Raw genomic sequence first — 12,410 nt, forward strand, 5'->3', positions numbered from 1 at the left:
TCTCCGATATTCTAATTGTACTAGTATGTTAGTTCTGCTTTTATTATAAAACATGAATTCTACAATTTCAACCTTTTTTTACAATTAGTTATTTCAGACTATTTACAACATTATGTATTGACAATATCCCAAGTATATAGTAAAAGTTTGGTTGTACTCTTCACAAAAAAAGAAAATAGGAGGAATCAGTGTATGCAGATCAGAAATTCGATTAGAATTCTCAGTTCGTTACTAAGCATTTTCTTGGTTTTAGGTACTTTCGGGACAGGTCCTGCCATATTCGCTGAACCAAACAATGCACCAGTCAGCGTCGTTAAATGGGACAAGGAATTACAGGAAATGGATGGATTTGGAGGATCCTTCGCCTTTCATAAAGGCGGTTCTATTATGCGGTTAGAAGAACCAGTTCGAACGCAAATACTAGACTTGCTCTTTAGCCAGGAAAAAGGAATTGGTATAAGTATTGTCCGGAACATGATTGGCGATGGAGGAATAGATGACTGGGGAAATACTGACTATGACGGCCCAACGGAGACAATTATGCCCAATCCAGATGAATATGTTTGGGATGATCCAGATTGGAACAAAGAGGAGTTTGATAAATATCAAATCTGGATCATGAACGAGGCAAAAAAACGCGGGGTCGAAACCTTCCTGAGCACAGCATGGAGTCCGCCAGCATGGATGAAACAAAATAATAGTGTGATAGATAATGGGGAAGGGCCAAACAAATTAAAGGAAAATATGAAAGAAGAATATGCGGAATATTTGGCAGATTATGTCGAAGGTTATCAGGAACACTTTGACTTAGATATCACCCATATTTCTCCCGCGAATGAACCTGACCTGAATACAGGATATTCTAGTAGTAGATGGACTCCGGAAGAGTTAAACACCTTTGTTCGGGATTATTTGGGACCTACTTTTAAAGAAAGAGATATTCCAGCTGAAATTGTGTTAGGCGAATCGATGGGGTTTAACGAAGAATATGCTCTTCCTGCATTGAATGACCCTATCACAAATGAATATGTTGATGTAGTCGCTGCCCATGCATATACAGGTTTACAAGAAGGGGAAACTACTCCAGACCCAAATGAATTTGCAAAATCAAAAGAACTAAATAAAAGAATTTGGCAAACCGAGTATATGAACCAAGGAGACAGTCGACAAACATTTGAAAATAATACGATTCGTGATGGATTAAGGTATGCAAATCTTATAGGAAATATGTTTGAAGTGACTGGAGTAAATGCTTATTTTTGGTGGTGGCCTGCAGCTAACAACGGTGCAGATGGATCTGATTTAATTCGCTTCGTTCATGATGGCAGCGACCAAGCAATAGCCCCAACAGAAAACGGCTTATTCCGTATTTTTAAGCGCTTTTATACTTTTGGCAACTATAGCAGGTTTATCCAACCAGGCTATATGATGATTGAGGCAGATAAACAACCAGTAGATGATGTCATGATTACTGCTTACAAGGAACCAGATACAGGTAATTTTACACTTGTTGCTGTAAATAATAGTACCGAAGATCAAACAATCACTTTCGAGTTAGAAGACTTCCCAAAAGCAGTAGAGTCATTGGTTCCATATCGTACATCTGCTAGTGAAAACCTAAAAAAATTAGATGCTATTCAAGTGAACGATAACCAATTTTCTATGAAATTAAGAGGTTCTAGTGTAACAACCTTCATACCTGAAGAATTTGAACTTCCAGCATTACCTGATATGAAAGATGTATTTTCCACTTATTTAGCTTCTGAGAATGATGGACAATCACCGAGACTTCAAGTGGATAAAACGAAAGATGGGGATGAGGTAATTACCAATGTTAGAAATGGTTCCTATATTAAATACTCCAATGTTAACTTTGCTGATGGATCTGCCTCAGGTCAAGCAGATAAACGTGGAATTTTAAGTATGAAAGCTCGCGTAGCCCCAATTGCAGGCGGGACCATAGAAGTTAGATTAGACAACCCTCATAACGGGAAGATTGTCGGAAAAATGGAAGTTCCAAGGAATGGGAATCCAAATAATTGGATTAACGTTTCCACTATGATTGATACGAATGCTACAAATGGTGCATATGATTTTCATGATTTATATCTCGTCTTCTCTAGTGGTAATAACAGTAATCGAAACATGTTTAAAGTAGGTTCTTTTGAGTTTAGTGACGAAATCGTCTCACCTACTGAAGAATAACTTAGATAAGGGCACCATTTGATTCTTGCAGGTGCCCTTTCTTTTATTTCTACTTTATTTAGTTAGTTTTCTTAGGTTTTCTCTCTTACACCTTGGTTCTCTCTATTTTCCAATTGAACTTTGTTCCACGTTAAATTCTATAATATTACCATCCGGATCCTGACAAAAGATCTGCGCAAATCCGCTCTTACTTTCCGGTTTTAACAGGATATCCACACCTGCTTTTTCCAAATATTTAAGGGTCTCGTAGTAATCACGAACGCGAATAGCAAAGTGCCCATCTTTCGATTCAATTTTCCGTCCTGATCTTAATGTTTCAGAATCATTATAAACAATTAAATGTAATTGTTGATTCCCGATTTTGTACCAGGCACCTGGAAAGTCAAAATCAGGCCGATCCAATTCTTCAAAACCAAGAATATTTCCGTAAAAGCTCTTTGCCTTCTCCAATTTTGTGATTGATAAACTTACATGGTGGAATTGTTCAATATGAATCATATCATTCAGCCCCTTGTTATGAATTTCTTTAGAAGTTTAAGGTCTATCCAAAGATAGTCCTACCCAATTATTAACTCCGATATTTCATCAAACAATCGTTTTCTCTTGAATCAATGGATTGGATTTAGAAGCTTCCCCCTTCACTTCGTAGTCCTGATTGACTAAGAGGATTCTTATAGAACTTGTATCTAATTTACACTATTAACATACTTCATCGCAAACATCTATTTAAACTTGCTCTTCTGCAAAAGCGCTTAATCGGTCTGGGAGAACAATAAGAATAAATAGTAAACGAAAGTGCTTTTGCAAATATTATAACAGTCCCGCTTTAGTTCGTCTTTTGAATGAGTAAAGTTTAAGGCGGGAAATATATCCATATGTATTTTGCTAACGGTTTACCATGATATTACAGTCAAGAAGTTATTAAAAGAAATAAAAGTAAAACAAAAAGGGAGCTTGACTTTAACGCCCAGCTCCCTCTTCATCTTGATTTCAGTTATTTGATAGGAACGCATCCCTAGCCTTCAGCTAATCAATCCAAATTTAATATCTGCTGAGTTCGCAATCTCAGAAATTCAATCTTCCACCCGTTTTATTATCCTGGCAGGCACCCCGCCTACTACCAAATTATCCGGAACATCTTTCGTAACTATCGCACCCGAAGCGATGACAACATTATTCCCTATCGTTACGTCGGGGTTTATTATTGTATTTCCGCCAACCCATACATTATCTCCAATAGAGATTGGCTTGGCATATTCTTTTCCTGAATTACGTTCGGTTGGATCAAGTGGATGGGTTGCTGTATAAATTTGCACACCAGGACCGAGCATACAATTATCTCCAAATCGTACTTCACAGACATCTAAGATGGTACAGTCAAAGTTTGCGAAGAAGTTATCTCCTACATATGTATTAAACCCATAGTCAAATCGGATATTTGGTTCCATATATACATTTTCTCCCACAGATCCAAGTAAATCCATTAATAATGGTGTGCGTTTTTCCTCTTCCGTTTCCAGAGTTTGATTATATATTCTAACCTTGCGCCTAGCTTCTTCACGTTTCTTTAATAAGACTGGGTCAGAAGGATTATAAACCTCCCCAGCTAACATCTTCTCCATTTCTGTTTTCATAAGAAAGTAGCACCTGCCTTTTTGAATTATGGCATTTTAAGAATTAAGAAATACTTATTTCTTCAATAGATGCTAAAGCTGTTAATGAACCTACTTTTGTACATACTTCCGCGCTAAGATAATTTGCAAAGCGGGTTACTTCTTTTAAATAGTTAAAATCAGAAACTGAAATCGCTTTTTCTTCGTTTAGCCTATTTGAAAACTGATAAAGTACTGCTCCAACAAAGGCATCCCCCGCACCGGTTGTATCAATTGCTTCTATACTTTTACTCGGAACAACTTCATATTTTTCTCCATTTGATATAATCGATCCTTCTTCACCAATTGTAACAGCAACTATTTTTGCTCCGAATTGATGAAGTTTAGCTATTCCACTGGAAACTTCATCCTCATTTGTCAAAATAACCAATTCTTCATCACTTACTTTAATAAAGTCCGTATAAGCCAGGATTTCCCTTGACAATTCTATAAATTCGTTTTCATTTCCTTTCCATAAATCCTCTCGGAAGTTTGGATCAAATGAGATGAATTTCTTTTCATTATAAGCTCTTTTAATCAGGGAAAAATACGTCTCTCTTAGCGGTGCTTCCAGTAAAGCAGTGGCTGAACCAAAGTGAATGACCTTCGATTCCATTACATCGGTAAGGGAGAAATCTGTCATCCTAAGATTTTTATCCGCTCCACGATAAAATTGAAAGTCACGTTCGCCCCCCGTTACCAAGGAAACAAGTGCCATCGTGGTTGGGAGACTTTTATCTCTTACCACCATCGAAGTATCTACTTGGTAATCTTCCAACGTTTCAACTAGAAAGTCACCAAAACTGTCATTTCCAACTTTTCCTATCATCGAGGCTTTTCCACCCAGTCTAGCAATCGTTGCAGAGACATTAGCGGGTGCACCACCTGCCATTTTTTTGAAGTTATCCCCATCTTTTAAACTTACATCTACATCGATACAATACATGTCTATTAATAGCTCTCCGATACAAGCTACATTAATTCCTGTCATTGTGCCACCTCATTTTATATGAAATAGAAGCCTATATATAATAGCGCTTTCCTTTTTTTACGGATATCATATACCCGTTGTTCCATTCAGTAGTAATCATTTATGATACTTTTTCTACAATTGATTTTGCTTGGCTCAGCTCCCCCTTTTCATACGCTTAGATATTTCATCCTTCTTCACTAAAGGTAATCGATTACGTATGTACTACGATATACTAATAAGTTTAAAAATGTCAAATTCATTTCATGAAAGTCCAATTCTATTCAACTCTCTCTTCCAGTATATTTTCCATGAATAATTTTGCTAAATGTTAGGCTTGTCTATCAAACCATTGTTTCATTTATTAAGTTGTCATTGACTTTTTCTTAAGAACCGTTTAACATATAATGTAATCGATTACGTAAACGATTACCTTTTATTTTACTATAAATAAAAAATGGAGGGAAGACATGCATACTTATAAAAACAGTAAGTACTGGTTTTCATCAGGTTATTTATTCCTATTCTTTGTCACTTGGTCCATCTGGTGGTCCTTTTATGCAATTTGGCTAAATAACACCCTCGATTTGAGTGGTACACAAGTTGGAACCATATACTCTTTAAATTCATTTTTCGCCTTGCTGTTCATGTTATTTTATGGGGTCATCCAAGACAAATTAGGAACGAAAAAGCATTTAGTATGGTTCCAAAGCATTGTTCTAGTTTTCATCGGACCTTTTCTCATCTATGTATATGAACCATTACTAATTTCTAACTTTTACATAGGTGCTATATTGGGTTCAATTTATCTAGGTCTAGGTTTCGTTGCGGGGGCCGGGTTTTTAGAATCGTATACGGAAAAGATTAGTAGAAAATACAACTTTGAATTCGGTAAGGCAAGAATGTGGGGATCTTTAGGATACGCAGTCGCTGCATTTGGTGCTGGTACACTGCTAAGTATCAATCCACATCTTAACTTCTGGCTCGCTTCTGCTGCTGGAGTTCTGTTCTTTATATTAAACTGTTTCTTTAAGATAGATGTATCAGAAAAAGAAGAGAAAGAAACAAGTAATCTTTCAAAAGAAGACATCATGGGGCTTTTTAAAAATAAAGTATTTTGGTTTCTAGTTATTTTCTTATTTGGTACCGTCTGTATCTACACTGTATATGATCAGCAATTATTCCCTGTATATTTTGTAGAACTCTTTGCTGATCAGGCAACAGGTAACCAAGTTTATGGTTATTTGAATTCCATCCAAGTATTTGTGGAAGCGTTGTTTTTATTCCTTGCACCGTCTATTGTCAGTAAAGTCGGGGTGAAGCGATCCTTATTACTAGCTGGTGGGGTTATGTTCTTTCGCATCGTAGGTTCCGCCTATGTGTCAAGTGGAATTGGGATTTCATTTATGAAAATGCTTCATGCGGTTGAAGTTCCGCTTCTTTTGATTGCTTCATTTAAGTACATTGGCCTGCATTTTGATTCAAGATTATCCGCAACAGTGTATCTTGTTGGAGTTAAAGTTTCGAGTGAGATTGGAGTTATTGTATTCTCAACACTTGTAGGTCGTTTATATGATCTGACAAGTTATGAAACCACTTTCTATGTATTAGGATCAATTGTCGCATTGTTTGTTATTACAGCAATGTTTACGCTCAGCAAGGATAAGAAGGCTATTTCAGGTAATAGAGAAACTGATTTGTATCATAATATAAGTTAGGAGAGATTTTATAATGAATAATCATGAGAGACAAATTGAGAAAGCAAATACATTTATAAAAGAAAATTCGAATCAAAAAGAAAGGGATTACCAACCTACTTATCATTTTACTGCTCCGGTTGGCTGGTTGAATGACCCAAATGGTTTAATTCAACATAAAGGTATCTATCATTTATTCTATCAATTTCATCCTTACTCGGCGGATTGGGGACCGATGCATTGGGGGCATGCAACCAGCAGTGATTTAGTTCATTGGGAACATCAACCCGTAGCACTTGCTCCTTCAGAGGACTATGATTTAGGTAATCCTGGCGAAGGGTATGGCTGCTTCTCCGGTAGCGCTGTAGTAAAAGACGGTGATTTATTCCTCTTATACACAGGACATATTGATAGCAAAAATCCAAAAGAAGTACAATGTCTAGCGACAACACAAGATGGAATACACTTTGAGAAACATCCTAATAATCCTATTATAGATAAACCACCGCATTCATTGAGTAATGATTTTCGTGATCCTAAGGTATGGTCATATGAAGATACATGGTATATGGTAGTTGGAACAAGTCACAATGGGGATGGTGCAGCAGCTTTATTTCAATCAGATGATTTAATAAACTGGGAGTATTGTGGCCCAGTTGCTAAAAGTGATGGTACTTTAGGGGATATGTGGGAGTGTCCTGACCTATTCCCCATCCAAAATAAACATGCGCTAATTTTCTCACCTATGAAAGATGAGGGGCATGGTAAAGCTCTGATTCAAATCGGAGATATGGATTACGACACCAAACGTTTTACAAAAGATTATGATGTCGAGATTGATCAAGGATTTGATCTTTATGCACCTCAAACATTTCTTGATGAAAAAGGGCGTCGTATTTTAATTGCTTGGATGGATCATTGGGCCTCTAAATTCCCAACAAAAGAAGAAGGCTGGGCCGGGGCGATGACGATACCAAGAGAAATAAAATTAAACAATGAAGGTAACGTTCGGTTCCAACCAGTAGAAGAATTAAAGATGTTACGAGCAAAAGAAGAACAATATCATGAATTGAACTTTACGAAGTCGTTTTCACCTGAGACAAAAGGTCAGTCTATCGAAATCAAATCAAGTTTTGATCTTTCTACGACAAACAGTGAAACATTCGGATTAAAAGTTTTAAAATCGGATGACGGGGAAGAATTTACTGAAATAAAATACGATGCCAAGACAAGTAAAGTCACTGTTGATTTAAACAAGGCAGGACATGTTTCAGGTATTGCATCAGCAGAGGTAGAACCAAGTGAAGAATTGTTGCTTCATATTTATATTGACCGATGTTCCGTGGAATTATTTATTAACAATGGAGAAAAGGTTATTACAAACAGAGTATATCCAAAAAACACAAGTAATCAAATTGAGTTTTTCGGGGAAGAAAATGTAGCTGTGAAAGAACTCAATGTATGGGAACTAAAAAAGTAAATATTTAGTTGATAAGAGCAGACAGTCTATAACCTTGAACTGTCTGCTTTCTTTATGTGGATCCTCGTTCTATTAGCATGGGTTGTAAAACAACCTTTTTCATCTTTTTATCAGGAGATTGAATTCGTGAAAGAATCATATGAGCTGCCTCTATTCCCATTTCATATGCCGGCTGGTCCACTACGGTCAATGGAGGAGAAACAATTCTTGTCCATTTAAAATTATCGAATACAATGACAGCAATATCGTCCGGAATAGTTATCTTATTTTCAATAAAATAATAGATGATTCCTGTAGCTACCTCATTGTTCGCTATAAATATAGCGTCTAAATCATGTAATAGGAGTTGAGCAGCCATTTCATAACCGCTTTCATATGTAGGTTCTCCAATAAATACAATATTTTCTACATCAGGTTCATCTTTTTGAGCATCTTGATATCCAGCTAATCGTTGTTTTGCTGTACTTATCGTTAAATTCGCACCAGCGTAACCAATGCGTTTATAACCCTTTTTCTTTAAGTATTTTATTGCATCATAGACGCCTTGATAGGAATCAATAGATACGGAATCTCGTTGGTTTTCTTCTGGTATTCGATCAATTAAAACAAGAGGATGATCCTTAAGAATATGTTTCTCAAGTGTTTGATACTCACTGTAAGTAGATGCAAGAATAATGCCATCCGTAATTTGGTCATTTAGTAGTTGTAACTGTTCTATTTCTTGCTTTAAATCTTCCTTGGAATTACTAATAATTAAGTGATAACCGTATTCTCTAAGGGTCTCTTCTATTCCTTCTGCAATGGACATAAAAAAGCTCTTTGACGTATCTTCTTTTCGGAATGGAATGATAAGACCGATTGTGTATGTTTTTGCACTTCTTAAACTACGAGCTGCATGATTTGGACGATAATTTAATTCCTCCATTGCCTGTAAAACCCGTACAGTTGTCTCCTCCGACACATACCTGGTTTTATTAATTACATGAGAAACAGTAGCGGTTGAGACACCTGCCGCTCGTGCAACATCCTTAATTTTAGGCTGAGACAACGAATGCTCACCCCTTTCTGGTAACCACTTTCGTATTTTTGTCTAGCAAAGATGATATAATTATTATATCATATTAATGAATTTCATAATACGTATTTAATGCTTCACCATCACCATATGTAGTTGAGTTGGTTTGTTCCCAACTACATATGGTGATGGAAAAGCCGACTTTGGTAATTATGAAATTCATTCATATATAAGAAATTTTCTTCTATAATGAATCCATTTCAGAAAAGCAATAACACTATTTCTAGAACGCTCGATTCACTTAGCTTTGTTAACAGTGCGAATAGAAGTTTTGACTAACTGTACACGTCCATTTTATTCCTTTAAATTTCACCGTCATTCATCTATCAAGAACTACAAGCAATTTCCCAGAAATATAGGACACTCCCACCATATCCTCCATTATCAAAACAACACGTATCCAACTCAAAAACACGATCCACCCCATTGACTGAATCCTTTCTAGACCCATCCTTATTTCAAAAGCAATTTACTCCGAGTCTCCCGATCTCCTTCTCTATCGCTCAGCACGTTTCACTACTTCTCATCCAGGGAAAAAGCTAAACAAAGATAATGAAAAGGAGTTGGTACCATGAACATGTATAGTGTCGTTCCGAATCCGAAAGCAACAGGATGGTTGGTCAAACTGGAGGATGTGGCACCAGAAGAACAATACAACTCTGAGGAAGAAGCAATGGAGGCAGCAGAAAAATTAGCCAAAGAAAATAGACCGAGCACCATCCAAATTTTAAACATGGAACATGATATAGTAGATGAAATAACCTTCCAATAACGAAGGAGTGGCACTTCACAATCAAATGGAAGTGCCACTTTTTTTATCATTTTCTGAGTTGAAGTCATACAAGTCATCACTTTCTATTTATCCGTCTGATCACTTATAAATAATTCATCAATATTGTAGCGATGGAAAAGTAAATCATCAATCCGATAATATCATTAATCGTCGTTATAAATGGACCGGAAGCAATAGCAGGATCAAATTTTAATTTATTAAGAACTAATGGGAAAATTAATCCGACAACTGCCGATATACTTAATGTAACAAGAATGGATAGTCCAACCACTACGCCTAGCATGATGTTCCCATAAAAGAGAAGGATCAAGATGGTAATGAGCATCATACAAATCAATCCGATTAAAAAGCCGGTTGAAAATTCTTTCCTCATCATGCGCCACAAATCTTTCATATCAATTGTTCCGAGTGCAAGTCCTCTAACAGAAACTGCCAGGGATTGCGTGCCGAACTGCTTAGTAAGATATAACCTCTATTTATCATTAAGAAAACAGGCCGCTCGCTCATTTTATTATAATCAAGGTATGAAGAATAAGAAATTAAGGTGTAATCGATTTAGATTATCCCATAACAGCAATAATCCCTGCGCCACTAAAAATAAAACTTGCAGATATTAAAACTTTTGGGGTTATTACTTCTTCACTTGCTAAAAATAACTTGCTTAATACAACACACAATACAGGTTCAATAGCTACAATTGCAGCAACATAAGCGACTTGTATAAACCAAAGTGAAATAAAGAAAAACAATAAGGCAAAACTAGTTGCGATTCCAGCAACTAAGTAATATTTATTTTGCAATAAAATTATCTCTTTTACGGATGAGATCAAAGATTTATTTTTAGCTTCAATAAAGAAAAAACCTAATAATGCAACGGAGGCCCCAATAAAAGCACCAGCAAATGGATCATTAAAATGAAAGAGGGCTTGCTTTCTGACACCCTGGCCTATTCCAAAACCTATTGCGCCTAACAAGGTAATGAGTGCGCCCCATCGATTTATGCTTTCAGTTGACTTTTTAAATATCTCTGTATCGTGGGTCATTAAGCCAAGTAATATTAAGCCTAATCCTAACCATGGCCATCCTCCAATTGTTTCTTTCAAAATTAATAGCGCGAAAAGCAAAGTAAAAATAGGGGCTGAATTCTTGATAACCGAAGCTTTTGCAGAACCAATTTTCCTAATGCCTAAAAAATGCATACTCCGTCCAATGAATGTTGTCGATAAACCAGCAAGTATAAACAATAGAAAGCCCGTAACGTTAATGGGATCGGGATGGTGTTCGACCATCCGATAAATGATCAATACCAATCCCAATATAGCCACATTAACAAAAGCAGTGTTAAATGTTCCATTATTGTTCTTGGAGAACTTCATTCCCCTTTTTATTAAAATATTACTTACTGCATAAAGGAATGCTGTCATAAAAGCAAAAACAAATCCCATTTGTATGCCCCCTCTATGCTATCCAACCCCTTAAGTGAGGAGTACACTAATTCGATAATTACCAAGGGTACTAGCTTTTTCAAAGGCCTTCTGAATATTATCCAATGGGACTTTTTCCTCGATCAATGGTGATATATTTATGATTCTTTCATTTAACAATCGCCCTGCATGATAAAAGTCTGCTATATCTGCACCATATGTGCCTATCAATTCTATTTTTCGATAATGAATTATGTTCGAATCGATTTCCAGTTTGGGATTTGGGTATCCCGCCGCAAAAAATGATATACGTCCTTCGAATTGTTTTACCATCTCAAGAGCCTGTTGATTCGCTATTGTAACCCCCACAGCAACAATAACCGCGTCGACACCCTTTCCATTCGTTAATTCTTTTATGGATTTTACAGGATTATTTTTACTAGCATCAATAACTTCAAATCCCATAGAACGGGCTATTGCAATTTTTTTTTGCATTATTTCAGTTATTATCACCTGTGCTCCATATGCCTGAGCAATTAGTGCGTTGAGTAAACCCATGGTTCCCGCACCGATAACCACAACTTTCTCCATAGGGGTGACTCTTAACTTTCTTATTCCCTTTACTACTGTTGCTGCTGGTTCTAAAAAGCCCGCTTCACTTGCTGATAAATTTGGATTCATTTTCACTAGAAATTTTTCGTCCCTTACAGAGTAATTAGAAAAACCGAAGTTTCCATAATACCCATCACTTGAGGGTATTTTATTCATTGTCTTTTTCTTTTGTTCGCAATCGCTAGTAAATCCTAATAGACATTGCTCACATCTACCACAAAAGCTGTGTGTAACTGCTACATAATCGCCAATTTGTAAATCCTCACGAACTTTTTGGCCTCTTTTAACAATAACTCCGGAAACTTCGTGGCCGCCAGCCATCGGATAGGGTTGATGTTCCCTTAATCCCAACCATTGTCCGTAATCCGTTGTACAAATATTGCATGCCTGTTGTTGAATAACTAGCTCATATTCTCCAAAGTTAGGTAAGGCGCGAGTATGAACTTCAGCGTTCTTGACTTTTGTTAATACAGCAAACTTCATTTCATCTGACATATTTATC

10 protein-coding genes and 1 pseudogene are annotated in these 12,410 nt (G+C 36.6%); 4 read left to right on the forward strand and 7 right to left on the reverse strand.

Annotated features, from left to right (window positions below; all coding sequences use genetic code 11):
• The first annotated feature begins 192 nt into the window (after positions 1-192).
• Positions 193-2,205 carry a glycoside hydrolase gene (locus L3V42_RS02670; RefSeq protein ID WP_238471218.1) on the forward strand — a complete coding sequence of 671 codons (2,013 nt, stop codon included), beginning with the start codon at positions 193-195 and terminating at the stop codon, positions 2,203-2,205.
• A 102-nt stretch (positions 2,206-2,307) separates the two neighbouring features.
• Here L3V42_RS02670 and L3V42_RS02675 read toward each other — a convergent pair whose 3' ends face one another.
• The 3 genes from L3V42_RS02675 to L3V42_RS02685 form a co-directional block, all read right to left on the reverse strand.
• Positions 2,308-2,703 carry a VOC family protein gene (locus L3V42_RS02675; protein WP_238471219.1) on the reverse strand — a complete coding sequence of 132 codons (396 nt, stop codon included), beginning with the start codon at positions 2,701-2,703 and terminating at the stop codon, positions 2,308-2,310.
• Between the two features lie 575 nt (positions 2,704-3,278).
• On the reverse strand, positions 3,279-3,839 hold the full coding sequence (locus tag L3V42_RS02680; protein WP_238471220.1) for a sugar O-acetyltransferase: 561 nt from the start codon (positions 3,837-3,839) through the stop codon (positions 3,279-3,281).
• Positions 3,840-3,882: 43 nt separating this feature from the next.
• The gene (locus tag L3V42_RS02685; protein WP_238471221.1) at positions 3,883-4,848 is read right to left on the reverse strand and encodes a carbohydrate kinase family protein; all 966 of its coding nucleotides are present in this window, start codon (positions 4,846-4,848) and stop codon (positions 3,883-3,885) included.
• A 449-nt stretch (positions 4,849-5,297) separates the two neighbouring features.
• On the opposite strand from L3V42_RS02685, the gene L3V42_RS02690 reads away from it, so the two are divergent.
• Both L3V42_RS02690 and L3V42_RS02695 read left to right on the forward strand, forming a co-directional pair.
• The gene (locus L3V42_RS02690) at positions 5,298-6,545 is read left to right on the forward strand and encodes an MFS transporter (RefSeq protein WP_238471222.1); all 1,248 of its coding nucleotides are present in this window, start codon (positions 5,298-5,300) and stop codon (positions 6,543-6,545) included.
• Positions 6,546-6,558: 13 nt separating this feature from the next.
• Complete coding sequence (locus tag L3V42_RS02695; protein ID WP_188859720.1) at positions 6,559-8,004, forward strand: glycoside hydrolase family 32 protein; 1,446 nt, start codon at positions 6,559-6,561, stop codon at positions 8,002-8,004.
• A 52-nt stretch (positions 8,005-8,056) separates the two neighbouring features.
• Here the strand turns inward: L3V42_RS02695 and L3V42_RS02700 are convergent, their stop codons facing one another.
• Positions 8,057-9,052: a LacI family DNA-binding transcriptional regulator gene (locus L3V42_RS02700; RefSeq protein WP_238471223.1), complete on the reverse strand. Its 996-nt coding sequence runs from the start codon at positions 9,050-9,052 to the stop codon at positions 8,057-8,059.
• A gap of 598 nt (positions 9,053-9,650) precedes the next feature.
• Here L3V42_RS02700 and L3V42_RS02705 point away from each other — a divergent pair.
• Positions 9,651-9,851, forward strand: coding sequence for a DUF2188 domain-containing protein (locus L3V42_RS02705; protein ID WP_235763210.1), 201 nt, complete (start codon positions 9,651-9,653; stop codon positions 9,849-9,851).
• A gap of 103 nt (positions 9,852-9,954) precedes the next feature.
• Here the strand turns inward: L3V42_RS02705 and L3V42_RS02710 are convergent.
• From L3V42_RS02710 to L3V42_RS02720, 3 genes and pseudogenes are all read right to left on the reverse strand, one after another.
• Positions 9,955-10,311 (reverse strand): annotated as a pseudogene (locus L3V42_RS02710) (magnesium transporter); the annotation flags it as partial.
• Between the two features lie 121 nt (positions 10,312-10,432).
• On the reverse strand, positions 10,433-11,317 hold the full coding sequence (locus L3V42_RS02715) for an EamA family transporter (protein WP_238471224.1): 885 nt from the start codon (positions 11,315-11,317) through the stop codon (positions 10,433-10,435).
• Between the two features lie 30 nt (positions 11,318-11,347).
• Entirely contained in the window at positions 11,348-12,403 is a 1,056-nt protein-coding gene (locus L3V42_RS02720) for a zinc-dependent alcohol dehydrogenase (RefSeq protein WP_238471225.1), read from the reverse strand.
• Positions 12,404-12,410 lie beyond the last annotated feature (7 nt).

The sequence above is a fragment of the Oceanobacillus alkalisoli genome (assembly GCF_022213125.1).
GTDB classification, from domain to species: domain Bacteria; phylum Bacillota; class Bacilli; order Bacillales; family Amphibacillaceae; genus Oceanobacillus; species Oceanobacillus alkalisoli.

Excerpts from the sequence above, each read along its gene's own strand:
- L3V42_RS02670 (WP_238471218.1), top strand. The coding sequence starts at position 193 with ATGCAGATCAGAAATTCGATTAGAATTCTCAGTTCGTTACTAAGCATT.
- L3V42_RS02675 (WP_238471219.1), bottom strand. The coding sequence starts at position 2,703 with ATGATTCATATTGAACAATTCCACCATGTAAGTTTATCAATCACAAAA.
- L3V42_RS02680 (WP_238471220.1), bottom strand. The coding sequence starts at position 3,839 with ATGAAAACAGAAATGGAGAAGATGTTAGCTGGGGAGGTTTATAATCCT.
- L3V42_RS02685 (WP_238471221.1), bottom strand. The coding sequence starts at position 4,848 with ATGACAGGAATTAATGTAGCTTGTATCGGAGAGCTATTAATAGACATG.
- L3V42_RS02690 (WP_238471222.1), top strand. The coding sequence starts at position 5,298 with ATGCATACTTATAAAAACAGTAAGTACTGGTTTTCATCAGGTTATTTA.
- L3V42_RS02695 (WP_188859720.1), top strand. The coding sequence starts at position 6,559 with ATGAATAATCATGAGAGACAAATTGAGAAAGCAAATACATTTATAAAA.
- L3V42_RS02705 (WP_235763210.1), top strand. The coding sequence starts at position 9,651 with ATGAACATGTATAGTGTCGTTCCGAATCCGAAAGCAACAGGATGGTTG.
- L3V42_RS02715 (WP_238471224.1), bottom strand. The coding sequence starts at position 11,317 with ATGGGATTTGTTTTTGCTTTTATGACAGCATTCCTTTATGCAGTAAGT.
- L3V42_RS02720 (WP_238471225.1), bottom strand. The coding sequence starts at position 12,403 with ATGTCAGATGAAATGAAGTTTGCTGTATTAACAAAAGTCAAGAACGCT.